Origin of the sequence: Kiloniella sp. (assembly GCF_048270245.1) — a bacterium.
GTDB lineage: Bacteria > Pseudomonadota > Alphaproteobacteria > Kiloniellales > Kiloniellaceae > Kiloniella.
The window spans coordinates 770,433-796,126 of sequence record NZ_JBLWTH010000001.1; the positions used below are offsets into that span (position 1 = coordinate 770,433).

Annotated in this window: 28 protein-coding genes; 9 read left to right on the top strand and 19 right to left on the bottom strand. The window is 46.1% G+C overall.

All coding sequences use genetic code 11. The annotated features are described in order from the left end of the window. The first annotated feature begins 7 nt into the window (after positions 1-7). From ACN0W5_RS03625 to ACN0W5_RS03635, 3 genes are all read left to right on the top strand, one after another. Positions 8-766, top strand: a complete 759-nt coding sequence (locus ACN0W5_RS03625) for a cytochrome c1 (protein ID WP_299372303.1) — start codon at positions 8-10, stop codon at positions 764-766. Between the two features lie 203 nt (positions 767-969). Then, the gene (locus tag ACN0W5_RS03630) at positions 970-1,833 is read left to right on the top strand and encodes a VOC family protein (protein ID WP_417452866.1); all 864 of its coding nucleotides are present in this window, start codon (positions 970-972) and stop codon (positions 1,831-1,833) included. A 128-nt stretch (positions 1,834-1,961) separates the two neighbouring features. After that, on the top strand, positions 1,962-2,471 hold the full coding sequence (locus tag ACN0W5_RS03635; RefSeq protein ID WP_417452867.1) for an HPP family protein: 510 nt from the start codon (positions 1,962-1,964) through the stop codon (positions 2,469-2,471). A gap of 95 nt (positions 2,472-2,566) precedes the next feature. Here the strand turns inward: ACN0W5_RS03635 and ychF are convergent, their stop codons facing one another. The 9 genes from ychF to rfaD all read right to left on the bottom strand — a co-directional run bounded on the left by ychF (position 2,567) and on the right by rfaD (position 11,200). Continuing rightward, positions 2,567-3,664: a redox-regulated ATPase YchF gene (gene ychF / locus ACN0W5_RS03640; protein ID WP_417452868.1), complete on the bottom strand. Its 1,098-nt coding sequence runs from the start codon at positions 3,662-3,664 to the stop codon at positions 2,567-2,569. Between the two features lie 92 nt (positions 3,665-3,756). Continuing rightward, positions 3,757-4,506: an aminoacyl-tRNA hydrolase gene (gene pth, locus ACN0W5_RS03645; RefSeq protein ID WP_417452869.1), complete on the bottom strand. Its 750-nt coding sequence runs from the start codon at positions 4,504-4,506 to the stop codon at positions 3,757-3,759. Between the two features lie 39 nt (positions 4,507-4,545). Beyond that, positions 4,546-5,193 carry a 50S ribosomal protein L25/general stress protein Ctc gene (locus ACN0W5_RS03650; protein WP_417452870.1) on the bottom strand — a complete coding sequence of 216 codons (648 nt, stop codon included), beginning with the start codon at positions 5,191-5,193 and terminating at the stop codon, positions 4,546-4,548. A gap of 153 nt (positions 5,194-5,346) precedes the next feature. Further along, on the bottom strand, positions 5,347-6,279 hold the full coding sequence (locus ACN0W5_RS03655) for a ribose-phosphate pyrophosphokinase (protein ID WP_047762369.1): 933 nt from the start codon (positions 6,277-6,279) through the stop codon (positions 5,347-5,349). Positions 6,280-6,404: 125 nt separating this feature from the next. Next, complete coding sequence (locus tag ACN0W5_RS03660) at positions 6,405-7,316, bottom strand: hypothetical protein (RefSeq protein ID WP_417452871.1); 912 nt, start codon at positions 7,314-7,316, stop codon at positions 6,405-6,407. Positions 7,317-7,432: 116 nt separating this feature from the next. Then, a complete protein-coding gene (pgeF, locus tag ACN0W5_RS03665; protein ID WP_417452872.1) occupies positions 7,433-8,209 on the bottom strand; it encodes a peptidoglycan editing factor PgeF in 777 nt (258 codons plus the stop codon). Beyond that, complete coding sequence (locus tag ACN0W5_RS03670) at positions 8,206-9,324, bottom strand: class I SAM-dependent methyltransferase (protein ID WP_417452873.1); 1,119 nt, start codon at positions 9,322-9,324, stop codon at positions 8,206-8,208. The genes pgeF and ACN0W5_RS03670 overlap by 4 nt, the downstream gene beginning before the upstream one ends. Then, positions 9,321-10,220 carry a prolipoprotein diacylglyceryl transferase gene (lgt, locus tag ACN0W5_RS03675; protein ID WP_417452874.1) on the bottom strand — a complete coding sequence of 300 codons (900 nt, stop codon included), beginning with the start codon at positions 10,218-10,220 and terminating at the stop codon, positions 9,321-9,323. Before lgt ends, ACN0W5_RS03670 begins: the two co-directional genes overlap by 4 nt. Then, positions 10,217-11,200, bottom strand: coding sequence for an ADP-glyceromanno-heptose 6-epimerase (gene rfaD / locus ACN0W5_RS03680; RefSeq protein ID WP_417452875.1), 984 nt, complete (start codon positions 11,198-11,200; stop codon positions 10,217-10,219). The genes lgt and rfaD overlap by 4 nt, the downstream gene beginning before the upstream one ends. A gap of 230 nt (positions 11,201-11,430) precedes the next feature. Here rfaD and ACN0W5_RS03685 point away from each other — a divergent pair, with 230 nt between their 5' ends. The 5 genes from ACN0W5_RS03685 (at position 11,431) to ACN0W5_RS03705 (ending at position 14,548) form a co-directional block, all read left to right on the top strand. Then, the gene (locus ACN0W5_RS03685) at positions 11,431-11,748 is read left to right on the top strand and encodes an accessory factor UbiK family protein (protein WP_417452876.1); all 318 of its coding nucleotides are present in this window, start codon (positions 11,431-11,433) and stop codon (positions 11,746-11,748) included. Positions 11,749-12,053: 305 nt separating this feature from the next. Then, on the top strand, positions 12,054-12,554 hold the full coding sequence (locus ACN0W5_RS03690; RefSeq protein ID WP_299380170.1) for a YbjN domain-containing protein: 501 nt from the start codon (positions 12,054-12,056) through the stop codon (positions 12,552-12,554). A 39-nt stretch (positions 12,555-12,593) separates the two neighbouring features. Beyond that, positions 12,594-13,415, top strand: coding sequence for a pyrroline-5-carboxylate reductase (gene proC / locus ACN0W5_RS03695; protein WP_417452877.1), 822 nt, complete (start codon positions 12,594-12,596; stop codon positions 13,413-13,415). Between the two features lie 109 nt (positions 13,416-13,524). Beyond that, a complete protein-coding gene (locus tag ACN0W5_RS03700; protein ID WP_417452878.1) occupies positions 13,525-14,127 on the top strand; it encodes a hypothetical protein in 603 nt (200 codons plus the stop codon). 79 nt (positions 14,128-14,206) lie between these two features. Next, positions 14,207-14,548, top strand: coding sequence for a tRNA-binding protein (locus ACN0W5_RS03705; RefSeq protein WP_299380178.1), 342 nt, complete (start codon positions 14,207-14,209; stop codon positions 14,546-14,548). A 35-nt stretch (positions 14,549-14,583) separates the two neighbouring features. Here the strand turns inward: ACN0W5_RS03705 and ACN0W5_RS03710 are convergent, their stop codons facing one another. From ACN0W5_RS03710 to ACN0W5_RS03720, 3 genes are all read right to left on the bottom strand, one after another. After that, positions 14,584-15,996, bottom strand: a complete 1,413-nt coding sequence (locus ACN0W5_RS03710) for an ATP-binding protein (protein WP_417452879.1) — start codon at positions 15,994-15,996, stop codon at positions 14,584-14,586. Next, positions 15,997-16,692 carry a response regulator gene (locus ACN0W5_RS03715; RefSeq protein WP_417452880.1) on the bottom strand — a complete coding sequence of 232 codons (696 nt, stop codon included), beginning with the start codon at positions 16,690-16,692 and terminating at the stop codon, positions 15,997-15,999. Between the two features lie 87 nt (positions 16,693-16,779). Continuing rightward, positions 16,780-17,286 (bottom strand): MarR family winged helix-turn-helix transcriptional regulator, encoded by a 507-nt coding sequence (locus ACN0W5_RS03720; RefSeq protein WP_417452881.1) that lies wholly within the window; start codon positions 17,284-17,286, stop codon positions 16,780-16,782. A 181-nt stretch (positions 17,287-17,467) separates the two neighbouring features. On the opposite strand from ACN0W5_RS03720, the gene ACN0W5_RS03725 reads away from it, so the two are divergent. Next, a complete protein-coding gene (locus tag ACN0W5_RS03725; RefSeq protein ID WP_417452882.1) occupies positions 17,468-18,349 on the top strand; it encodes a branched-chain amino acid aminotransferase in 882 nt (293 codons plus the stop codon). Positions 18,350-18,426: 77 nt separating this feature from the next. Here the strand turns inward: ACN0W5_RS03725 and ACN0W5_RS03730 are convergent, their stop codons facing one another. From ACN0W5_RS03730 to ACN0W5_RS03760, 7 genes are all read right to left on the bottom strand, one after another. Then, complete coding sequence (locus ACN0W5_RS03730) at positions 18,427-18,879, bottom strand: molybdenum cofactor biosynthesis protein MoaE (protein ID WP_299380192.1); 453 nt, start codon at positions 18,877-18,879, stop codon at positions 18,427-18,429. 1 nt (position 18,880) lies between these two features. Next, positions 18,881-19,132, bottom strand: a complete 252-nt coding sequence (moaD, locus tag ACN0W5_RS03735; RefSeq protein WP_417452883.1) for a molybdopterin converting factor subunit 1 — start codon at positions 19,130-19,132, stop codon at positions 18,881-18,883. Then, entirely contained in the window at positions 19,129-20,388 is a 1,260-nt protein-coding gene (gene glp, locus ACN0W5_RS03740) for a gephyrin-like molybdotransferase Glp (RefSeq protein WP_417452884.1), read from the bottom strand. The genes moaD and glp overlap by 4 nt, the downstream gene beginning before the upstream one ends. After that, complete coding sequence (mobB, locus tag ACN0W5_RS03745; protein ID WP_417452885.1) at positions 20,388-20,909, bottom strand: molybdopterin-guanine dinucleotide biosynthesis protein B; 522 nt, start codon at positions 20,907-20,909, stop codon at positions 20,388-20,390. The genes glp and mobB overlap by 1 nt, the downstream gene beginning before the upstream one ends. A 138-nt stretch (positions 20,910-21,047) precedes the next feature. Beyond that, positions 21,048-23,126: an excinuclease ABC subunit UvrC gene (uvrC, locus tag ACN0W5_RS03750; protein ID WP_417452886.1), complete on the bottom strand. Its 2,079-nt coding sequence runs from the start codon at positions 23,124-23,126 to the stop codon at positions 21,048-21,050. 641 nt (positions 23,127-23,767) lie between these two features. After that, a complete protein-coding gene (locus ACN0W5_RS03755; RefSeq protein WP_417452887.1) occupies positions 23,768-24,160 on the bottom strand; it encodes a dihydroneopterin aldolase in 393 nt (130 codons plus the stop codon). Between the two features lie 129 nt (positions 24,161-24,289). Further along, positions 24,290-25,261 carry a calcium/sodium antiporter gene (locus ACN0W5_RS03760; protein WP_417452888.1) on the bottom strand — a complete coding sequence of 324 codons (972 nt, stop codon included), beginning with the start codon at positions 25,259-25,261 and terminating at the stop codon, positions 24,290-24,292. Positions 25,262-25,694 lie beyond the last annotated feature (433 nt).

Sequence of the window (25,694 nt, forward strand, 5' to 3'; positions counted from 1 at the left end):
ACGACTAATGAAGAAAATTCTGTCTGGCCTCTTTGCTGCGGCCCTTGGCTTTGCAACAGTTCCTGCTAATGCAGCAGGAGATGCTGTTCCATTGCCAGATTATGAATGGAGCTTTGACGGTGTTTTTGGCACTTATGACAAAGCTTCGCTACAACGTGGTTTCCAAGTTTACAAAGAAGTTTGCTCTGGATGTCATTCACTTGACTTGATCGCGTTCCGTAACTTGACTGATCTCGGGTACAATGTTGATGAGATCAAAGCAATTGCGTCTGAATATACAGTTGAAGACGGGCCGAATGACGAAGGCGAAATGTTTGAACGCAACGCAATTGCGTCCGATTATTTCCCGTCACCATTCCCTAACGAAAAAGCTGCGGCGGCATCAAACGGCGGTAAAGCGCCACCTGATCTTTCGCTAATGGCAAAAGCTCGTGTCGGCGGTCCAAGTTTTGTGCGTGCGTTGTTGACAGGCTATGAAGATGCGCCAGAAGGTTTCGAGACTGGCGATCTGAGCTACAACAAGTATTTTCCAGGTCATCTGATTGCAATGGCACCGCCACTTTCAGAAGATGCTGTGGAATATGGCGATGGCACTGCGGCGACTGTTGATCAAATGGCAGCGGATGTCAGCCACTTCTTGATGTGGGCGGCTGAGCCAAAGCTTGAAGCGCGTAAAAATACAGGCGTGAAAGTTATGATCTTTCTGATTATTTTCACACTGGTTATGTATGCTGCAAAGCGTAAGGTATTTGCTAAAGTTCACTAAGACATCGTCTTGGTTTAAAAAAAAGGCTGCTCAGTTAGAGCAGCCTTTTTTGTGTCGTTTTCTGGCGTTTTTCTTGTGAATGTATCAGCGTGAAAATAACAGCGGAATATATCTGGCAGATAAGGGAGATTCCTATATCGTTGTAAATGGAGTAGGTTGAAGCAGCCGAATAATACCTGCTGAATAATTTTAAGGAAAATTGAATGCTATTCAGTTCGTCTCTCAAGGGGATTGATCACCTGTTGATTGGTGTGCAGCAATTGGAAGAGGCACGTCATCATTACCTCCGTCTAGGGTTTCGCTTAACACCCCGGGGGCGTCATATTGGTTGGGGAACGGCCAACTATTGCATTATGTTCCCGGGTGATTATCTGGAGCTTATTGGTATCGTTGATAAAAATCAGGATACCAATGGACTGGATGTTTTTCTTGAAAATGGTGAAGGTGGATTAGGCCTTGCGTTTAGAAGTGAAGATATAGGGCAGACGGCTGCTTGTTTAAAAGAAGCGGGAGTTCCTATTGACGGCCCCAAGGATTTGAAACGCATACTCGAACTGGAACATGGTGACGTCATGCCTGCCTTTGAGCTTTTGCGATATGATAATCAGGTTAGCCCTAAAATATCTTCTTTTGTTTGTGACCACAAAACACCAGACGTGGTGTGGCAAAGTCAGTGGCTTGCACATGCAAATGGTGCCCGTGGTATCAAACGGGTGGTTTATGTAACCCCGAACCCGAGCGATGTGATTACCAAGTATTCCGAGTTTTTTGGTGCAGACGCGGTTGTTGTTACAGATGGGTGTATTGATGTTTATGTAAGCGAGCGCAAACAGGTTTTACGGTTTATTGCGCCAGAAGATATTAACCGCTTTTATCCGGGTATTGAACCAAATGATGGCGCAGCTGACGGATATATGATTGCTTTTCATCTTTGGGTAGGGGATTTAAAGGCTACACAGGCTTATTTTGATCAATATAGGGTGAGTTACCAAAGAGAAGGTGATTCGCGTATCAGGCTTCAGAAAAATGATGCTTGTGGGGTTGTTCTCGCCTTCGATGCACTCTAATAACATTCTTCCTTTTTTTTAGGTTATCCCTTCAATTCGTAAATCTGATGATATGATAACAATATAAAAATAGAACGATCAGTATACTTGCCTTATATCCAGCCTTGGATGAAATTTGGGTCTATGTGATGAAAAATTACCTTACGAAGTATCGGGGAAGAGGGACAGCTGTTCCTGCTATTCCGAGTGTTAGTCATATTTGGTGGAGTTGGCTTGGGGCAATGGTTGCGATTGGTGCTATCGCGTGGCTATCTGACCAGGCTGGGGCTCTGTTTTTTATGGCGCCATTTGGGGCAAGTTGTGTACTAGTCTTCGGGGTGCCTAATAGTCCCTTGGCCCAGCCGCGTAGTCTCGTCCTTGGCCATCTGATTGCAGCATTAATAGGGTTGCTTGTCCTTGAAGCGCTTGGGGCAAACTGGTTTTCAATGGGGGTGGCTGTTGCAACTGCGATTGCCTTTATGCAGCTAACGCGAACACTGCATGCGCCAGCTGGGGCGACACCACTTGTGATTATGCTCGAAGGGGCTGATTGGTCGTTTGTCTTCACACCGGTATTAAGTGGTGCGCTGATTATTTTGTTTGTCGGTTTGATCACCAACAATCTGTCGCGAAACAGGTCTTATCCAGAATACTGGTAGTCCAGAGGATGTTATGGTCCTAATCTCAGACACTAAAAAAGGCGGTATGATCTTCCGCCTTTTTTAGTAATCTGGATTCTTTGAATGGTGATTTGTTACACGTTGAAACGGAAGTGGAATATATCACCATCTTTCGCGATATATTCTTTTCCTTCCGCACGCATTTTTCCGGCATCTTTCGCACCCTGTTCGCCACTGCATTCGATGTAATCATCATAGGCAATGGTTTCGGCACGAATAAAGCCACGTTCAAAGTCCGTGTGAATAGCGCCCGCTGCATTTGGAGCCGTTGATCCGTCGACAACTGTCCACGCCCGTGCTTCTTTGGGACCAACAGTAAAGAATGTCAGAAGGCCAAGGAGACCATACCCGGCTGCAATAATTCTTTTCAAACCTGTCTCTTCTAGGCCGAGATCGGCTAAGAACTCTGTCTTTTCTTCTGGATCGGAAAGGGAGGCAACTTCGGCTTCGATTGCCGCAGAAATAATAACGCTCACACCACCAGAGGCAGCGGCCATTTCTTCTACTTTCTTGGAATAATCATTTCCGGTTGCAGCATTTTCTTCTTCGACGTTTGCAACATAGAGAACTGGTTTAGCAGTCAGTAGCTGAAGTTGGTTATAAATGTCGCGTTGATCTGAAGAAATCTCTGCTGTTCTTGCGGGGTTCCCTTCTTGAAGAACCTCACCAACGATGGTGAGAACTTCAAGTTTGGCTTTGGCTTCTTTATCCCCGCCTTTTGCCCGCTTTGCATTCGATGTGATTTGTTTTTCAACAGATTCAAGATCGGCAATAAGAAGCTCGGTCTCGACTGTTTCGGCATCCCGTACAGGATCAACTGATCCATCTACGTGGGTTACTTCACCATCAAAGCAGCGCAAAACGTGGACAATGGCATCAACGGAACGGATGTTTCCAAGAAACTCGTTCCCCATGCCTTCACCTTTGGATGCACCACGGACAAGACCGGCAATATCAACAAATTCAAGTTGTGTCGGAATGATCTTTTGCGAACTGGCAATGGTTGCAATCTTATCCAAACGAGGATCAGGTACCGCAACGCGTCCGACGTTTGGTTCAATGGTGCAGAAAGGATAGTTGGCCGCTTCGGCTGCTGCTGTTTCAGTTAGCGCATTAAAAAGCGTGGATTTGCCTACGTTCGGCAAGCCGACGATGCCGCAGTTAAAACCCATGGGTATTCCCTTTCACTATGGTTCTCGCTAAAGCATGGTTTGCGATGCCGAGAACAGTTGTTTGTTTAATCAGCCAATGACTAAAGATATTATTAATCTTGGGGGTTTTTACTATTACTAAACCAGTTAGCCAAGGTCGATTGCCATCCGTCTTTGTTATTTTTGACGTTTGTGTCAGCTTTGGTTGTTTCTGGCTTTGCTTTTCTAGGCGTGTTTTGGTCCCCTGTGGGGGCCTGAGAGGATGTTTTTTGTGCGGGTACTTTTTTTGGTCTCGGTGGCGTAACATCTTGGGCGACCTTTGACATAAAGCCCGGGGTGTCACCCTTTACAAGAAGATCTATGTGCCGTGAAATGGCATCGATCTCTTTACCGAGCCAATCTTGATCCGTCTTTGAAAAGTCTCCCAAAACATGGCCGGTAACACGTTCTTTGTGTCCGGGGTGGCCAATGCCCATGCGTAAGCGCCAGTATTCTTTACCAATGTGAGCATCTATTGACTTGATGCCATTGTGGCCACCAGATCCCCCCGCTTTTTTGATGCGGAGTTTCCCCGGAGCAAGATCAAGTTCATCATAAAAGACAAAGACATCTTCGGGGGCAATTTTAAAAAAGCGAATTGCTTCGCCAACAGCTCGACCAGATTCGTTCATATATGTTTCTGGTTTGAGGATCAGGACTTTTTCCGAACCAATCCTGCCTTCCGAGGTTTTCCCTTGAAAACGAGAACGCCAAGGCGAAAAATTATGGCGGTGGACAATATCGTCCACCGCCATAAAACCGATGTTGTGTCGGTTATTCTCGTATTTTTGACCTGGATTACCGAGACCTACAAACAATAGCATGTCAGTTTACCTCTAGGTTCAGATCAAAAGAGAGAGATCTTACTCTTCGGTTGCCGCAGCAGCTTCTTCTTCACCAGCGCCTTCTTCTTCGCCAGCATCATCAGCTTTTGCAGACTTAACAGAGCTTGGTACAGCAATCGTTGCGATTGTGAAGTCACGATCGGAAATTACTGGCTCTGTGCCGTCCGGAAGTGTAACGGAAGAGATGTGAACGCTATCGCCGAGTTCAATGCCAGCCATATCAACTTCGATATTTTCTGGAATATGATCTGCACGGCAAGAAAGTTCGATGTCGTAACGTACAACGTTAAGAACACCACCCTGCTTAAGGCCGGGGCAATTTTCTTCGTTGATAAAGTGTACAGGAATCATAACGTTTACGGACGTCTTCGCAGAAACGCGAAGGAAGTCAACGTGTTCAACCATGTCTGTTACGGGATGCAATTGAATGTCACGTGGAAGTGTACGCTCTTTTTTGCCATTAACTTCGATTTCCCAAAGACGGGTACCAAAGTGACCAGAGTTGTACTCTTTAGTGATTGGACGAGGGTCCAAGTTGATCATGACAGGGTCTTTTTTTGCACCGTAGATGACGGCAGGAACAAGGCCTGCACGACGAGCGGCACGAGCGGGCCCCTTGCCGGCTCTATCGCGAGCTTCTGCGCTCACTTTTGTGATATCACTCATTTTAGTCTCCAAAAGTAAAATGACAGCGGCAGAGCATTTGCTCCGCCGTTGCAGTAACTGACCAGCCTCCAGGGGTGCTGAGCCAGAGAATTCGCCCGTGTTGTATACGGACGAAAGCTATTCGTCAAATCAATCCGCAGTAATTAGCGGTATTCAGTCAAACAGACAGGATACCGATTGCTCATCACTTATACGGCGCATTGCTTCGCCCATAAGCGGAGCAACAGAAATCTGACGCATGTTGTGTGCAACACGAACAGCTTCTGTCGCTTGGATTGAGTCTGTCGTTACAAGTTCTTCAAGTGGTGAAGCCGTAACACGTGCAACGGCACCGCCAGATAGAACACCATGAGAAATGTAAGCTGATACAGCTGTGGCGCCGGCATCTTTAAGAGCACCAGCAGCATTACAGAGGGTTCCAGCCGAATCCACGATGTCATCGATAAGAATACAACGTTGACCTTTTACATCGCCAATGATGTTCATAACTTCTGAAACACCAGCTTTTTCTCGACGCTTGTCGATGATCGCGAGATCAGCATCAAGGCGTTTGGCAATGGCTCTGGCTCGGACAACACCACCGACATCAGGCGATACAATGGTCAAAGGCCCTTTGGACATGCGTTCCTGAATATCTTTTATGAAGACTGGTGCTGCAAAAAGATTATCAGTCGGAATGTCAAAGAAACCTTGAATCTGTCCTGCATGGAGATCCATGGTTAGAACGCGATCCGCGCCGGCAGTTTGAATTAGGTTCGCAACAAGCTTGGCCGAAATCGGTGTACGGGGGCTGGATTTACGATCCTGCCTCGCGTAGCCATAGTATGGCATTACGGCTGTTATACGGCTCGCTGAGCTGCGTTTTAGAGCATCTATCGTTACCAAGAGTTCCATAAGGTTGTCATTGGTGGGATAGGATGTCGGTTGAATAATAAATACATCTTCACCGCGCACGTTTTCATGGATCTCCACAAAAACTTCTTCATCAGAAAACCGTCGCACTGATGCTTTGGTCAGTGGTAGATTCAAATATGCAGAAATGGCCTCGGCCAATGGTCGGTTGCTGTTACCCGTTAAGATCTTCACGCCAAAATCCCCGGCTAGGCTGGACAAGCCATAACATATGACTTGTCGGCAGTTTTCATATTGGACGGGCGGAACTTAGCAATCTCAGTCTTTTCTGTAAACGCCCATAAAGATTCATTTGTTTCTTATTTCAGAACAGCTTGATTTTGAAGACTCTTTTGTTGCAGTAGGTCCTTGATTCCTATGGCTGTTCCCTCTGAAATTGCTTCCGAGGCAGGAATCAGTATTCGCGAAAGAGGAATATTAGGTACCGGGTTCGTTTGGCTTATTTGCCCGATTTCTTCTCCGCTTGTGCTATCTTCAAGAATCCAGAGTAAGGACAGTATTCCTTGTTCGCCTTGTTTCGACAGTTCTATTCCCAAGCTGAGTTTGTAGGCAGAATCTTCTGTTGTTTCGCGGGTCAGGTAGAGGTCCCTGAGCTGAAATGATGCTCTTAGTTCATTTTCCAGTATTTTCTTGGTTCTGTCGTCCAGGCGATCAGATAAAGAAGAAAGTTGAATGTGAACATAATCTGTAATTTGAGGCTGAGGGCCTGTATCCTGATCAAGTTGCGAAATTTTGAGACTGACGTTTTGGGAGGCTCTTTTTATGATTTCTGCTAAAATAGGCTTTGAGTTCTTTTTCAGATGTATCGCGGGGACCGTCGTCCGTTCCTCTGACTCTATCAAAAACTGATTAGGATTGGTTGTTTCTGCAACACCTATTTTTAGGCTGATAACAACATGATCTTCACTGATGGTTTCTGCCTCAAAGCTGCTGTATAGGTGTAAACTGTTTGAGGCAAAAGCGTAGTTTGCTGCGGGTAGGTTTTGATCTCTGAGAGCTTGGCTCAGATTATCCTGCGCCCAAATGGTTAGGTCTGTTGGTTCAATACCTGCTTCCTGTAATGCAAAAATTGGTGGTTCTACGGCAAGAGGGCGCGTGTTCTCTAATTTCAAAAGCGGATTACTGTCTGGTTCCTGTGCCATGAAGGGGCGCGGTAAGGGGCCGCAAGCCGTTATCAAGGCAATGAAAAGTAAAGGGAGAAATTTAATCATATGATTGTGTTATGGGAAAAAGCATGGGTATCAGTGCCAGATAAGTAATCACATAAAGCTGCAAGTCGCGAGGATGCCGAGAATACACATTAAAAAGAAGAGTATAAGATGTGGCATTAGTTTGTTCTCTCCAATGATATAATGGATATGCCCCTGCCATAGTCAGCTTCTTTTCGGTGGCAGGATCGGCGGTAACTGAAAAAGAGGTTTTCTTCGGCATAGGTGTCATTTTTGGAAATAGACACCTGTTTTACACCGGATTTCTTGAGCCTGTCCCCGACATACTGTCGAAGGTCAAAAAGAAATTTGCCTTCTCTCGGGGAAGGAATGAAGTAGGTTATGTTATCTTCGGTATCTTCAAAGAAACGGTGTGCAAACTCAGCACCAACTTCATAAGAGGCTTGCGCAATACAGGGGCCAATTGCCGTGTAGATATTTGATCTGGTTGCGCCGAGGCTTTCCATTGCATCAATTGTACTGTCTGTTACTCCCTTGATCGCACCCTGCCAACCTGCATGTGCTGCACCGATTACCTGCGCATCGGGGTCTGCAAAAAGAACAGGGGCGCAATCTGCGGTCATAATACCTAATGCGATCTCTGGTTGACCTGTTACCAAGGCATCGACCTGCGGGGCATCTTCGGGGCAATTCCAAGGGGCTTTGACAATCTCTACATTTGCGGAATGAATCTGATAACCCGTGACAAGTTTTGCTTGTGGAGAACCCATGCGCTCAAGCGCAATGGTTCTGTTCTTCGTTACATTTTCTTTCGCTTCATCTGCACCATACCCACAGTTAAGCGACGCATAGAGGCCTTGGCTGGCCCCATCCTGACGAGTGAGAAAGCCATGTTTGATGCCCTTATGTTGATCTAGTGCGGGGCTTCTTATCATGTTGCTTCCTTTGATTCTGGAAATGCGGCGGGTGTTGGTTGATCCGGGTTTGTGAGGGCCATCACTTTAAAGAGGTTCCCCATTTGACTGGGATCAGTCAAACGATGTTCGGCTGCTGTGATATCAATCGCCTGTTTATCATCTGCATTTTGGCGCAACATTTCGGCGCGTTGTTCTATTCCAAGGCTTCGTAAGAAATCCTCTTGGCTTATTGTGCCATGGACAGAAGCCCCATTTGCTTCCGCGGATTTTTTCAGTGTGGGAAAATCAACAAAGGCTGAAAGGTCGGCTGTGCCCGGTTCCTGTAAGACATCGTGCTTTTTGTGATTGCGGACAGCTTGCAAACTCGGCTTTGCAGTCGGTATTGCCCAACCATAATCGACGAAAAGGCCTGCCCCACCGTGTTTGACAATATGGTGAGATATTTGGGCCGAAACGTTAGCCGCTATGGATGATAGTTCAACGACTGCACCTTCATGACTACCTACCAACTCTTGAGGGATAATCGTTTCAATGGATTTTGAGGGAGGGGAAAGGGTAAAGACCAGGTCTGTTTCATCTTCGTTCAAGGTGATTAATCGCTCGGACCAACCTTTGGGTGAGCGCTCGAACTGACGAATAGGGAGGGCATCAAAAAATTCATTGGCTATGAATATGCTGGGTCCGTTGGGAAGGTCGGTTAAGTCATCATACCAATTGACATCATATCCACTTAAGGTTTCTTTTTGTTTTTTCCGAAGCTTTGGGCTGACTTCAATCAGGTGGATTTTTACGGCTTGGTGAAAGCCGGGGACCATCGCAGCAGCGCGCATGACATCGCTCATGAGCGTGCCGCGCCCTGGTCCCATCTCAATGAGATGGATTTCAGTCGGGCCACCCATGTTGTACCAGGTATCTGCGCACCAAAAGCCGATGAGTTCTCCGAACATCTGGCTTATTTCCGGGGCGGTTATGAAATCTCCGGATATGCCAAAGGGCTCATTCGACATATAATACCCATGCGTTGGCGCGATAAGGACATCGGCCATATAGTCGGCAACAGTTATCGCTCCTTCGAGTTTTATTCGACGGCGAAAACTTTCAAAAAGCGACCTGTTATCTGGTGCTGTACTCATTTTTTATTCGATGAAGCTTTCTTTTTAGCCGCCTTGTCCGCTTCTTTCGGGGAAATGTCTTCTGGTTTGAACTCTGGCCCTGTCGTTTGAAGAGGTTGGCGAAGAGCGAAAGCAACAAGACCAATGCCAATGAGTATCATGGGAGAGGACAGAAGCTGACCAATTGTTATTTCAGCGAAGAGAAAACCGATATGAGCATCTGGTTCTCTAAAGAACTCTACAACTGTTCGGGATAAGCCGTATCCAACCAAGAACAATCCAGCTGTGAGCCCCCGGCGACGAAGACCACCAATGCGGGCAACGAGATAGAGAATTAAGAGTAAGGTAAGCCCCTCAAGGCCCGCTTCATAAAGTTGGCTTGGGTGACGAGGTAGAGGCCCCCCGTTCGGAAATACCATGCCAATTTCAGCGGTCGTAATGCGCCCAAAAAGCTCGCCATTGATAAAGTTCGCCAAGCGACCAAAGAATAGGCCTATTGGGGTTGCACAGGCAATGATGTCGGCAAGGGCAAGAAAATGTATTTTTTCTTTACGGGCGAAGAGCACCATAGCCGTGATGACGCCGAGAAGCCCGCCATGAAAGCTCATCCCGCCTTGCCAAACGGCAAAGATTTCAAGCGGATTATAGAGGAAGTATGTGAAGTTATAGAAAAGAACGTAGCCTAACCTGCCCCCAAGAATGATCCCGAGTGTTGCCCAGACGATAAAATCATCCATGGCAATTGGCCGTAATTGCCTTGGGGCCTGAAAGCAGAGCCAGCGGCAATAGCGCCAGCCAAGAATGATACCGAATATATAAGCGAGCGAATACCAGCGGATTGCCAAGGGACCCAAGCTGATTGCGATGGGATCTATTTCTGGATAGGTGAGAGCCGCGAAGACCAGTTCTTGTGTCATTTGTAGGCGTCTTCCTGTGCAAGAAATTCTGTGACGTACCGCTGAACGCCTTCTTCTAGCGATGTGAAGGGATGATCGTACCCGGCTTTTTTAAGTTTACTCATGCGAGCTTCGGTAAAATATTGATACTTATCACGAATATTTTCAGGCGTTGGGACATATTTTATATTTTCATTACGACCCATGGCCGAAAATACAGCCCGGGCCAAATCCACGAAAGATCTTGCCTGACCCGTTCCAACATTAAACAGGCCGCTTGCTGTTGGGTTGTCTTTTAACCACATCATGACCCGAACACAGTCTTCCACAGCAATAAAATCACGCAATTGGCCGCCATCAGAATAGTCTGGGTGGTGTGATTGAAACAGCTTTGCGGCTTCGCCTGACATGACTTGATTAAAAAGATGGAAAGCAACGCTTGCTTGCCCACCTTTATGGTATTCGTTTGGACCGTAGACGTTAAAAAACTTAAGACCAGCCCATTGTGGTGGTTGCGGGTCTTTATTCGCCACACGGCGGGCAACCCAGCGATCAAAGAGCTGTTTGCTCCAACCATAGCCATTCAGGGGCTGGAGTTTGGCCAGATGCGCGATATCTTCTTCGTCGTCAAAACCGTGTTCTCCACCGCCATAGGTCGCTGCTGATGATGCATAGATGTAAGGCACGCTATGTTTTGCGCAGACATGCCAAAGATCTTTACTGAGTTTAAAGTTGTTTTCCATAAGAGCATCACCGTCGGTTTCGGTCGTCGCCGAAATGGCTCCCATATGAAAAACACCTTCGAGCTTATCAGCATTTTCAGCTAAAAACGCAGGCAGTGCTTCGGGCTTTATAATATCTTCAAGCTCATGTTTTGCCAGATTACGCCATTTGTCGTCATGACCAAGCCAGTCGCTGACGACAACGGATTTTCCTTGTTCGACAAGGGACGCAACGAGGTTTGAACCAATAAAACCAGCGCCGCCAGTAACGAGAAACATGCTTGAAGCCTTTCGTGATATATCTTCTGCCTCCCTATATATGCTTTTGAGAAGGCATAGAGAAGCTTTTGCATCGATATTTTAAGGATATTTTTTGATAACTTTGTTTAAAGGATAACGAACAAGGTTGAAGCCGGGCGATCAAAGAGCCATATTAGGCTCAAATAAAGTCAAAAATGTGAGTCGCTTAGAGGTCTTTTGATCAGGCTTACAGTATGAAAGGCAGAAACATGCAAACTCAAAATCGTATCCTTGATGATCTGGCCAAAGTTGCTAGTAGCGCTATGGGGGCGGCCGCTGGAATGAGGGGGGAAGTCGAAGCGCGGATTCGTGAACAGTTTGAACGCATTATCTCTCAAATGGATGTTGTGCCCCGCGAAGAATTTGATGTCATGAAAGCCGTTGCTGTCAAGGCACGGGAAGAAAGTGAAGATCTGGCCGAAAAGGTTACGGCACTGGAAGCTAGATTGGCAAAGTTGGAAGGGGCAGCAAAAACATCCCCCAAATCTACGACAGCTAAAAAGGTTGCCCCCAAGAAATCTGATTAACTTTATCGTTATCTAGAATTCTTAGGCCTGAATCTCCCTAAGTCTGAATCTCCCTAAGTCTGAATCTCCCTAAGTCTGAATCTCATGGATCTGGAATAAATATATTTCTGAGTAATCTGTGGGTTCGAATAAAGTATGAAAAGCCCGGACAATGTTCGGGCTTTTATTTTATCTTTTTTCTTGATCCCAAGATTCGTTCTGTGTCACACTATATTTGGTAGTATTCTGTCACATTAATTCAATATATGGATTGTGGCAGTAACTATTGTATCTTGCTCAACTATACTTAGTGAGGGGTTAGTGCAATGAACTCAGAAACTACGAATGAGCGACTACCTTTCAATCCCATTGATGCTATCGAAGAGTGGATCCTAGATTATAACTGGGATTTCGAGCGTGAAAGTGATTTCGAGCTGTTAGCTGTGATTGAAGGACATTGGGGGCCTCTTCATCTTCATTTTCAATGGCAAAGTGAATTACAGGCGATGTTTTTTGCCTGTCATGGTGAAGTTATTATCCCGCAGTTGGCCAAAAGCCGTATTTGCGAGTTGTTGATTTCTGTCAACAATCAATTATGGCTTGGGCATTTTGATCTCGTACCTGAAACTGGGGGGCCTGCGTATCGACATACAGTACCGCTAAGAGGCCAAGATGGTTTCTCTCAGGATCAAACGGAAGATCTGGTCGCGACCGCAGTTGCAGAGTGGGATCGTCTTATCCCTGCGATCCAGTTGGTATCCTCTGGGGGGGATTCCGAACTAAATGCCGTAGATCTTGCCTTGATGGATACGGCAGGAGAAGCGTAGAGTTCTACTCCTAAAGTTTTATGGAATAGGACGCTTAATATGCTTAACGATGGTACCTTGCTGCTTGTTGGTTGTGGCAAGATGGGCGGCGCGATGCTGCAAGGGTGGTTGGACCGTGGCTTGGTTGGATCTCAAGTTACTATCATTGACCCTTCAGCAAAGGCTCCTTACATGCAGCCATTCGTCAAACAGGGTGTTCAGGCTATTGAGACGCTTGAAGAACTTAGTGGATCCTTCAGTCCTGATTATATCCTTTTTGCTGTTAAGCCACAGATGATCGACGCAACGATTACGAGTTATCAGCCCTATGCTGAACAGGGTGCCGTGATCCTCTCGGTTGTTGCAGGAAAACAAATTTCATTTTTTGAAGAACATTTAGGCGCTGATGCCGCTGTTGTGAGGACGATGCCAAATACGCCAGCCGCCGTTTCGCGCGGGATGACAGTGCTTTATGCAAATCAAAATGTCAGTGAAGAACAAGCGATTGTCTGCGAAGAACTCATGGCCGCCGTGGGTGAAACCGCTTGGCTTGAAGATGAAAGCCAGATTGATGCAGTTACGGGGGTTTCTGGCAGCGGCCCTGCTTATATTTTTTATCTCGCAGAATGCTTGGCGCAAGCTGGTGTTGATGCTGGGTTGCCGAAAGAGTTGGCGCAGAAATTGGCGGATACAACTGTATCTGGCGCAGGAGAACTTCTCAGGCTTTCTAATGATAGTCCTAGTCAGTTACGTATCAATGTCACCAGCCCGAACGGCACAACTCAAGCGGGCCTGAATGTTCTTATGGCTGATGATGGTTTACAACCTGTGATGAGCAAGACTGTAGCTGCTGCTGCAAAAAGAAGTAAAGAGCTGTCTTGAACATTGAAACCTGCCTTTGAGCTCAGGGTTTGCGCTTAGGTCAGCTGCCTTTTAATTTTATCTTTCTTCCCTATATATTAGACGTATCTTCATTGTGGGGAGAGTAGTGATGAAAAAATCAGAAATACCCCAACATATCGTTTCGACAGCGATGTCTTTAGCTGTCGAAACGGGGTGGGCCACGTTATCTCTTGCTGAAATCGCAGTTGCCTCAAAAGTGTCGCTATCTGATCTGCATCAGATTTTTCCTTCAAAGAACTCTATATTGCGGTTTATATCTGAACAGGCAGATCAGGGTGTTCTCGACGAATGCGATGCCGACGACCTGCAGCAACCCGCGAAAGATAGGTTGTTTGAGATTTGCATGAACAGATTTGATGCGCTGGCGCCTTTCAAAGACGGCATCAAAGCTATTGCCAAAGATAGCCGTAGAGATCCGGTGGCAGCACTGTTGTTCCTTTGTAACCTTCGGCGCTCAATGCCTTTGATGTTGGAAGCGGCCGGGATATCGACATCAGGGATCAGAGGCGTCGTGAGGGTGAAAGCCTTTTCAATCGCCTATCTTACTGCCCTTCAATCCTGGTTAGGTGACGACAGCGACGACTTGGGCAAAACGATGGTCAAACTAGATAAAGTTCTGGGACGGTTGGATACGATGGCGAGACGTTGTACAAGGTCGGGCGTTCTGAGGAATAAAGAGAAAGCAGCCTAGTATTTTTTACTGAGTCTTTCTTGCCTTTCAATGCGTTGCGTATAATTATTTCTCTCCATCTATTGAGGGAATAAGTTGTATGAGTAACGAATTGACATTTGATGATTTTCTTAAAGTTGATATTCGGGCCGGGACTGTTGTCGATGCCCAGCCTTATCCAGAGGCTCGTCGGCCAGCGATCAAGCTTTGGGTCGATTTTGGGGATGAGATCGGTGTTCGTAAATCATCTGCTCAAATCACAGATCACTATATGCCAGAAACGCTCATTGGGCGGCAGGTTATGGCTGTCGTAAACTTTCCTCCGCGCCAGATAGGCAAATTTATGTCGGAAATTCTTGTGCTAGGAGCTTCTGATGACAAGGGAGGTATTGTTTTGCTTGCCCCCGATCACAAGGTACCAAACGGTAGCCGAATGCACTAAGCATTGCCCTGCTGTGAGCAAAAAAGAAAACGGGCTTAAAATGGAAGAGAGATTCTGGCCCGTAGTCCACCGCCGGGAGCGTCTTCCAAGGAAAGATCACCGCCGTGGTTACTAATAATATCGTTGGCGATAGAGAGACCCAAGCCGACACCACCTGTTGCCTGATTTCTAGACTGTTCTAAGCGAAAGAAGGGCTTAAGAACATCTTTCCGATGTTCTTCTGGAATCCCCGGGCCGTCATCATCAATTGTTATTTCGAGAAGCTCATCAGTATCTTTTGATCTTTTCCGGACACAAACCATAACGTGGCTGCCGTAACGTTGTGCGTTTGTAACAAGATTGCTGATGGCCCGCTTAAAATTTTCTTGGCGGAGCTGAATATTGATTTCCTGTTCAATATGCAGATCGATGGGGTTATTGCTGAAACTCAGCTGTTGCATCAGTCCTTTGAGAAGGGCAGATACATTACATGAGGCGGTTTGTTCGTGCCCTTCGCCTCTTGCAAAGGCAAGGTAGCCTTCGATCATTTTTTCCATTTCGGCAACGTCAGTCTGAAGGTTCTTTGTATCTTCTGATTGCCCAGACATTGCCAACTGTAGCTTCATTCTGGTAAGTGGGGTTCGTAGATCATGGCTGACACCGGCCAACATCGCCATGCGGTGTTCTACTTGCCTTTTGATCCGCGATCTCATCCGAATAAAGGCCCCTGATGCCTGTCTGACTTCTGTTGCTCCTTCGGGCTTAAAGCCTTTAACATCCCGGCCTTTACCAAAGCTTTCCGCAGCCCGGGCAAGGCGCTGTATCGGCCGAACCTGATTTCGCATAAAGATCACGGCAACACCAAAGGTAATGACCGATGACCCAACCATCCACAGAATGACAAGATAAGTTGTGGAGGTGAAAAGACGTTTGCTGGGCACAAGGACCAACAATACCGCATTTTCCAGCTCGATCTGTATTTTTACCTGATCAACGAGACTAGTGGTATCTATGTCGTATCGATAATTTTCATTCAGGTTTTTAAGCAATTGATCGTGAATGGCTTGGTCAAGTCGACGCTCCAATACTGACCACCCGGGTTGCCAGTTTACGGGGGGGAGTTCGATGCCTTGATGTAGAGTGAGGGATAGCCCTGCAGTTCTTTGCATAAGCTGAAAAATATTCGCTTTGTCGTAGGGTGTTTCTGCTTCTTTCAATAGAAGGATAGATGTTGCTATATCACCTGCAATGCCTTGTGCCAGACGTTTCGTTACCGTTTCGTAGTGACGATCATAAAACACCCAGACCGAAATGGCCTGAACAAGTAGAAGCGGTGTAACAATAATGATTAAAGAACGCCCAAGAAGTGATTTGGGAAGATACCGCTTTAAAAAGAAGGGGCGTTTCTTTTTTTTGGGAAGCGCGTCTTCTTCATCCATATATGATTCTTTGGCGGGCGTACTGGTCATTTAATCCGTTTTCAAAATGTATCCGACACCGCGGATCGTTTGAAGAAACCTCGGGTATTTCGGATCTTGTTCTATTTTTCGCCGTAAGCGGGTTACTTGAACATCGACACTTCGTGTATTGGCAAGTTCGGATCCATCCTCGATAAGCTCATCGCGACCCACAGCTATCCCGGCTTGCTGGGCCAAGGTTTTTAGAAGAGCCGCCTCGACGTCTGTTAGGTGGATGTACTCGTCATTGTTCCACAGCTGAGATTTCCGAACATCAAACCTGAACGATCCAAAAATAACATTTTCTGTCGGGAGTTCTGTGACCGGCGCAGCGGTTTGTATACGCTTTAGAATCGCATTTATGCGCAGAACAAGTTCCCTTGGCTCAAAAGGTTTGGAAAGATAGTCGTCGGCCCCGACTTCAAGTCCGCTAATTCGATCGTTTGTTTCGCCCATTGCGGTCAAGAGAAGTATCGGGACATCATCCTTTTCCCTGAGGGATTTTGTAAGTTCTAACCCACTTTCCCCCGGCATCATGATGTCCAGTATCAAGAGGTCGAATGATAAAGATGCCAGCTTTGATCGGGCTTCTTCTGCACTAGAGGCTGCGGTGACCATAAAACCTTGATCCGTCAGAAATTTCTGAAGGAGCTCCCGAAGCCGGGTGTCATCATCTACGACCAATAAATGTGGGTTAAAATCATTCATGTATTGCAGTATAGCGCGTCGAAATTGTATTCACAGATCTTAATTTGGAGCCAAGTGTATATTGAGATTGAATTATTGGGCAGCCTTTTAGCGTCGGCTAGATGGACGCTTTGGTTTTGGGGTGAAACGGGGGCGGTCACTTTCTTCCATCATATTCATTAGAACTGATCTGAATCCAGCAACAGCTTCTGCACCGGATTCTTTATAAGCTTTGACAATCCGTTGCCGCTGGACATTAAAAAGCTTTTCGTCCAATTCAGTCCCTTTTTCCGTCAACTCCAGAAGCCGTTGCCGTCGGTCTATTTCCCCGGGGGTTTGTTTGATGAAACCTTCTGCGACCAATTGGGAAAGTACACGGGACAAGGATTGCTTCGTAATTTGAAGAATCGATAGCAGCTCACTTACGGTTATGCCGGGGTTGCGCCCAACAAAATGTATTACCCTGTGGTGAGCACGCCCAAAGCCATATTCTGCAAGTAGTTCGTCGGGCTCCCCTGTGAAATCTCTATATGCAAAAAACAGCAATTCAATTGCCTGCATGATTTCATCTGTACGAAGAAAAAGGGGATTAGGTCCGGATTTTATGTCAGTCATGTTGACTTATCTATCGAATTAGTATTATCTGTTTTTCAATATGATCGGTCGAAAATATCGATTGCTCATGGTTAATTGTAATAATATTACGCCGACTCCATTGCTTCACTCAACGATATTGCGAGTAAGTAGTGGAAACAACGTAAAAAATGAACTTTATACCACCTTTAACACGAAAGCTATGGCTATGCTTCCATTTGATGATCGCGACGGTTCTATCTGGTACAACGGTGAAATTATTCCTTGGCGGGATGCCAAAGTTCATATTCTAAGCCATGGCCTTCATTATGGTAGCAGCGTCTTTGAGGGGGAGCGTTCTTATAATGGCCGCATCTTCAAACAGCAGGAACATCATGAACGCTTGATCAATTCAGGAAAACTTCTCGGATTTGATATTCCTTATACCGTTGAAGAACTTCATCAAGCTGCGCAGGAAGTCATGGATGCCAATAATATTGTTGATGGCTACTTCCGCCCGGTTGCATGGCGCGGAAGCGAGATGATGGCTGTTTCAGCCCAAAAATCCCGGATCCATGTCGCAATTGCAGCCTGGGAGTGGCCATCATATTTCTCTCCTGAAGATCGACTGAAAGGTATTCGTCTGGATTTCGCAGAGTGGCGTCGTCCTGATCCGGCCACGGCACCTGTGCACTCTAAAGCTGCTGGCCTCTATATGATTGCTACGCTCTCAAAGCATGCCGCAGAAGCGAAAGGTTACAACGATGCCTTGATGCTTGATTATCGAGGGCAGATAGCCGAGGCAACAGGGGCTAATGTTTTTCTAATACAAGATGGAAAAATTCATACGCCAATACCAGATTGTTTCCTTGATGGGATTACGCGACGTACCGTGATCGATCTGGCAAAACAAAAAGGTTATGACGTTATTGAACGCGCTATTATGCCGGAAGAGTTGGGGAAAACGCAGGAGGTCTTTTTGACCGGTACGGCAGTAGAGGTGACACCTGTTTCTGAAATTGGCGGCTATAAATTTACGCCGGGGGATGTAACAAAGGATCTTTTACTAGCTTATGATCAATTGGTTCGTGAACCTAGTGCATAAACATATCTGATTGACCCTAAAAAACAGTACTGCGCTTCATTGGCGCGGTGCTGTTTTTTGTTACCTAGGTTGAGAATTTATGTCTCTATCCAGCGAGATGCTGCTGTGTCATCACTATCACGAGCATCAACCCATTTGCCACCTTCGGATGTTTCTTCCAATTTCCAAAAGGGGGCTTTTGTCTTCAGATAATCCATCAAAAACTCGCAACTTTCAAAAGCTGCTTTACGATGTTTGCTACAGGTGATGACCAAGACAATCTGTTCACCGGGTTCCATGCGTCCATAACGATGAATGATCAGGCTCGCATCAAGTTCCCAACGACGATTTGCTTCGGCCTCTATTTCAGCAAGCATTTTCTCTGTCATTCCGGGATAATGCTCAAGAGTCATGGCCGAAATTTCTTCGTTGCTGGCAATATCCCTGACAAGGCCGAGAAAAGAAGCAACACCTCCAATAGCATGATTCTCTTGGGTTAGATTTTTAATCTCTTGCCCAACATCGAAGTCTTCTTCTTGTACTTTGATCATACTATCCACCCGTTACCGGCGGAAAGAGTGCAACTTCATCACCCGGTTTAATTACGTGTTCTGGATCTGCGTATTCCTGATTGATGGCAATCCGAAGCAGGTCTCTTTTTTCAAGGGCAGAAGAATAGTTCTCGCCAAGAGAAGGCATCCAATCAAGTAGGTCGCTCACTGTTTTAACAGTTTCTGGCGGTGTAATCTCTTCGGTGGATTTGCCGATAGTAGTTCTTAACCATGCAAAATAGAGAATTTTCATAACGCGATCTCGTTAAAAGGCAAGTAGGAGATTGTGTCTCCGGGTTTGATAGATAATAGGTCTTCATCAAGAACGGCAAAACCATCTGAATGGCAGACTGATGAAAGAATGCCAGCGCCTTCTTTGGGATATTTATGTGCTTCCCAATGGCCTTCAAGGTTTTCTTTCAGATGAACCCGCACCCATTCTTTGCGATCCTTCTTTTTTTTATGAGAAAAAGCTGCAACAACAGGGAAGGTTTTGGGGGGCGTATTTTCTGCTCCGGATAACAGATTGATCAAGGGGCGAACAAAATTTGAAAAGGTGACTATGACAGCCACAGGGTTTCCGGGGAGTCCAACAAATGCGGTTGATCCTATTTGTCCAAGAGCAACTGGTCTGCCGGGTTTGATCGCCAACCGCCAGGCGTGGAGAGAGCCCAATGATTCAACAACTTGCTTTACATGGTCTTCCTCACCCACAGAGACACCGCCTGATGTCAGCACAAGATCATAGCGGTTAACTGTGCTTTCTAAAGCTTTGTGTATCAGGTCGGGTTTATCCGGAAGTATGCCAAGATCGGTTACGTTGCAGCCAAGATTTTTTAACAAGCCGTTTATTGTATAGCGATTTGAATCATAAACCTGACCGCTGTCTAATGGCGTGCCGGGATTTCTAAGCTCATCCCCCGTCGAGAAAAAGGCAACGCGAAGTAATTTGTGGACCTTGATTTTTGATATGCCAACCGCAGAGATAAGGCCCATGTCTTGGGGGCGTATTGTGCGACCGGCATGAAGAATGACAGAGCTTTTTTCGACATCTTCGCCCGCAAAACGCCTGTTCGATCCCGGCTTGATACCAAGGGGTATTGAGACTTCATTGGTTCCCACAAGGCGACAGTCTTCCTGCATCAGTACTGTATCTGCACCCAGCGGCATAGGGGCACCTGTAAAAATTCGCGCTGCGGTGCCTTTGCGAAGTGTTTCCCGGACGTGGCTACCGGCAGTTATCCGATCACTGATAGGCAGGGTGGTTTCTGATGTTGTGTTTAAATCATCAAAATACACCGCATAGCCATCAACGGCCGAGTTGTCATGCGGAGGTACATTGCAAGGTGAGATAACATCTTCGGCCAATACCCGCCCCAAAGATTCAACAACGGAAATCGTTTCTTTTTCTGTAATACACTGAAGCTTCTCTTCTAACAGGGCGAGGGCATCGGCCGTTGTCATTAACTTGCCGCCGTGGGCAAAACAATCATCCGAAAGTTGGGCCATTAGTCCGCGGCCTTTCTGGCCTTGTGATGAAGGTCACATGATATGCAGATGAAATCAGTGATCGCTTCTATATCGTTGAGATTTATTGTGGGCAGAGGCGTATCCATTTCGTCGTCATCGGTAGCGACCCCGATAATGTTAGGGTCGTCTTTGTGAAGCATGCGTTTTCCAAGGGCGGGGCGGAAAACTTCTAGCTTTTTATGACTCTCCTTTTTGAAACCTTCAATCAAAAGAATGTCCACGGGCGTCATATGAGGGATTAGCTCTTCAAGTGTTGGTTCTTTTTCATCCCGCAACTCATGCATCAAAGCCCACCGGTTCCCAGATGAAATCATCACTTCACTGGCCCCGGCCTCACGATGTTCATAGGAATCTTTACCGGGTTTATCAACGTCAAATTTGTGATGCGCATGCTTTAGTGTCGAGACTTTTAAGCCCCGCTTGACCAAAGTCGGGATCACCTGCTTGAGAAGAGTTGTCTTGCCGCTACCACTCCAACCTGCAAGGCCAAAAACCTTCATGATAAATCCTCTAACGTGTTGGTAAATTTCTACAAGCTGTATAACGCCCAGATAAGGCTGTTGCTATGTTATAGATCAAATGAGGTGATGGCGACTATGGAATAAAAAGTTGTGGAATAGAAAATTGAGGGACAGAAATCATTCTGTGTTGAAATGATCATAAATTGATTGTGCGACAACGCGGCTGATGCCTTCGACCGCTGCCAAATCTTCAACCCCTGCGCGGGCAACGGCATCTGCTGAACCAAAGCGGAATAACAGCGCCTTTTTACGTTTTGCGCCAATCCCGGGAACACTATCAAGGGCAGATTTTAAACGCGCATTGGTTCGGCCTTTGCGATGTGTCTCAATGGCATAGCGATGTGCTTCATCCCGTAACCGTTGGATAAAGTATAAGACAGGATCTTTAGGGTCGACGAGAAAGGAAGGACGATTGGGAAGAAAGATTCTCTCTCGGCCAGCGTTTCGGTCTTGCCCTTTCGCGATCGCAACGATGGGAATATCCGTCAGGCCGAGATCTTCAAGTACTTCGATGCCGACTGTTAGCTGTCCTTGCCCACCGTCGAGAATTAGAAGGTCTGGCCATTGATCAGTCTGTCGATCGGGATCTTCCTTTAGGCTTCTTGATAGCCTGCGAGTTAAAACCTCTCGCATCATAGCATAGTCGTCGCCTGCCTGATAAGCTGCTGGTGTTTTCTCTTCTTGACCGTCTTGGGGCTTGTCGCCGCGAATTTTAAACTTTCGATAGGCTTTTTTCATAAAGCCTTCGGGGCCTGCGACGATCATGCCACCGTAAGCCTCTGATCCTTGGGTGTGAGAGTTATCATAAACCTCAACCCGCTCTGGTGTCGCTTCCAGAAACAACATATCCGACATGCCTTCAAGTAATCGGCGCTGGCTTGCACTTTCAGCCATCCTTCGGGCAAGGGCTTCGCGGGCATTGACGGTCGCATTTTCGACCAACTTTCTTTTGGCACCTCGTGATGGGTGTGTAACGTCAACGCGTCGCCCAGCTTTTGTTCCCAATGCCTCTGCAAGGACAGGGGCCTCGGGTAGTTTATGGCTGACCATTACTAACTTTGGAACGGGCTTGTTCGCATAAAACTGGGCAATAAACGACGTTAGTACGGTCTCAGCCTCAATAGTTTTATCGTGCTTGGGGAAGTAAGAACGATTTCCATAATTCCGACCTGCCCGAAAGAAAAACACCTGAATACAGGATTGTCCGGCCTTTTCATAAAGGGCGAAAACATCCGCATCATCTAAGTCAGCAATGTTAATTTCCTGCTTGGATTGGATTGCCGTAAGGGCGCGAATACGATCCCGATAAACTGCTGCTTGTTCATAATCCTGTTCTTCAGCGGCAGTCTGCATCTTTTCAGCCATTTTTTTTTGAAAATTAGACGATGAACCACTTAGATAACTTTCGGCCTCTTGTACATGAGACGCATAGTTGGATAGAGAGACGCGACCAACACAGGGCGCGGAGCAACGTTTGATTTGGTACATCAAACAAGGGCGAGTACGGTTTGTATAGACGCCGTCACTACAAGATCGAAGTAAGAATGCTTTTTCCAGCGCTGTTATTGTCTGGTTCACAGACCTGGCATCGGCAAAGGGGCCGTAATACCGTCCTTCTCTTTTTTGTGCGCCGCGATGTTTCGTTATTTGCGGTGCTTCGTGATCGCTTGTGATCAGAATGTAAGGAAATGATTTATCATCTCTGAGCAATACATTGTAGCGTGGGGCTAAACGCTTGATCAGGTTGCTTTCCAGTAAAAGAGCTTCCGCTTCGGTGTTCGTTCGCACAATTTCCATGGATCGTGTTTCGGAAACCATCCGCGTTATCCGATAGGGAAGCTGGTCAACCCGAGTATAAGAAACAACACGTTTTTTGAGATTTTTTGCTTTTCCGACATAGAGAGGATTCCCCTCACTATCCATCATTCTGTAAACGCCGGGTGAACCTGGCAGGGTTTTCACGACACTTAGTATTATACCAGTCCCGATTTCGATGTTGCTGGTTCCGACTGTCTGTTCGGCATCTGATTGCGATCCCGCTTCCCAGCTGATGGTGTCTTCAGACAATCCTGAAACAGTATCAAGTGGATTATTAGCGATTGTCGGATCCAAATCTTCACGCGCAGCCATTGCCGATCGTTTTCCACCTTGCGACGGATCTTTTTTTCTTGCTTTGCGTGAAGGCACTTTTGTCATTTTCTGACTTAAACGGGTCCGGTTTAACTGTTCAAGAGAATTAAAATATGAAGATCTTAATATATCAGGTTACGTCTGCGCTAAGAAGAGTGTCTTGCACTACTTTAGATGACGTTTAATGTGGAACAGGTCAAGAACACTTTCTTAATGTATAGATGGGACTCTTAAGAAGACATAGGATTCGTCACATCTACTGATTTCTCTGGGTGAAACCGTATAAAATTATATCCACGGATCCTGTGGATAACTTTGTGGCTATCTTGTGAGCCTACGCGTATACCCCTTGAAAACACTAGCATTGCAATAAGGTGCTTAAAAAATAGGCATATTTTGTAAGTAACTGATATTACTATTGAATTTAAAGTCAACGTTCTAACGTATAAAAAAAATTCTTTTTTATGGCTTGACGGTTACAGAAAGATTTCTCCTGTGTACAAGTTAGGGATTCTCGAAATAAAATTTCTTTGATTCTTAAAGGTTTTATACGCTCGTCCCTCGATAAAAATCGAATCTTGGCGATATTTTATCGATAACGAGTCGTTATCAAATATTAAGTTTTGGGGGGAATTGTTTGTGCGAAGAAGGCCAGAGATTGCTCTGGCCTTTGGTGCTAGCGATCGATTAAAAAAAGGAGGTTCTTATTAAGCGCGGCGTCTGGTGATTTCGATACCAACCCCAGCCACATCGGGATAACGATCAAGCTTTTCTATGCGCATGTGAACGGTTTTAATCCTATCGTCAAAGAAGCAGGTTTCAGAGATGTCATTGGCAAGAGTTTCCAAAAGCTTTACTTTGGTTTGCAGGCAAACGTTCCTGACTTTCTTGACCAATATTCCGTAATTGATTGTTTCATCAATCTCGTCATTAAGAACAGGAAGAGGGCTCAGTGTAAGTTCAAGGTTTACCTTTAATCGCTGTGGGCGAAGTCTCTCTTCTTCGGTCAAGCCTATGTTGCAGCTGAGTGTGAGGTCTCGTACTATTAATTTTTGTTCAATTAACTGGCTTCCGGAAATAGCGGATTTTTCGGATGTCATGTCGACATTCCTTTTCTTTTAAACAGTCTTGTTCTAGCCCTGATTAGCTGGGCAACTAATCGGGCGCTAATCTACGCTTTGAACTTGGGAAGGTCAAAAGCATTCCAAAGGTACTTACAGCATTAATCTTTAAGCGACAAAGAGCTTATCTTTGAACTGGTAAAGAATGTAAGCTGCGTAAAGAGCAATAAAGAAGACGCCTTTCGAACGGCATATTTTACCAGCGTGCATCATGGTCGGAACGATCAGTAGACTTACGCCTGCCATCACCCACATATCAAATTCGATGACGGCCGGAGAAACTGTGAAAGGCGACACAATTGCGAGCACCCCGAGGATCAGGAGCAAGTTGAAAATATTTGACCCCAGCGCGTTGCCAAGCGCAACATCTGTATGCCCGCGAATACCTGCAACTACGGCTGTTGCAAGCTCAGGAAGCGAGGTCCCCAAGGCGACAAGGGTCACACCAATAACGGTTTCTGAAATACCTGCAGCACGGGCAATTATTTCAGCACCATCGACAAGAAGCTCAGAGCCATAGATAAGGCCCGCAACGCCTATGAGGAGCAATAAGATAGAAACAGGGATAGAGCCCGGTGCTGCTTCTAGTTCTTCGGCCAGTTCTGGATCGGCTTCTTCTTTTGGATTGCATTTTTTCTCGCGATAATAGCTGCGCCAGATATAGAAGATAAGGGTAGCGAGCATGAATACGCCGTGCCAGATGGTGAAGGTACCTAAAAGCGCAAAGGCAATAAAAATTGCCGTAGCAATTAACATGGCGATGGTGTCGCGCATTACATCGCAAGGTTTGGTTGCTAGTGGCGAAATAAGGGCGCCTACACCCAAAATTAAAAGGATATTTGCGATATTTGATCCGATGACATTACCAACACCAATGTCTGTTGCGCCATCAAGACCAGCAACTAGGGTTACCATTAATTCTGGCATCGAGGTTGCGCAGGCCACAATCGTCAGGCCAATAAGCATTGGTGAAATACCAAGCTTCCGAGCAATTCCAAGTGCGCCACGGAGGAGGATTTCACCGCCTACTGCTAATAGGACGAGGCCCCCGCCTGCTGCCAGAAATGCTGTTGCTGTCATATGTATTTCACTCTTTACTGTGTTCGCACCGGATCTCTCTGTTGTTGCAGAGAGAGAATACAGGCCATTAAATGCCCCTCATCGGGGTGTATTTCAATAGCCTATCGGAATGATTGTCAAATTTTGGCCTTATTTTCGGTTTTTTGCTGCATTTTAAGTTTTTGAGGGGATGAAAAGATAAGGCGTCCTTGGAAACTGATAACGGATCTTTTGATTGTGGGTTCTTTTACGCATTCTTATGAAGCTCAAAATTATAAACTGATCGATGATCAGATTGCGTGCTCATATATGAATCGTTACGTGATAGATGCTCGTGTTAGATGTCATGGCAAACGTCCTCTTTTTTACATCTTTTGTATGTGAGGTGGGGAAAGGAAAAATCAATTAATTGTTTCCTTGCCGAAGCAAAACTCTGCGTTTTGTTCGATCGCTA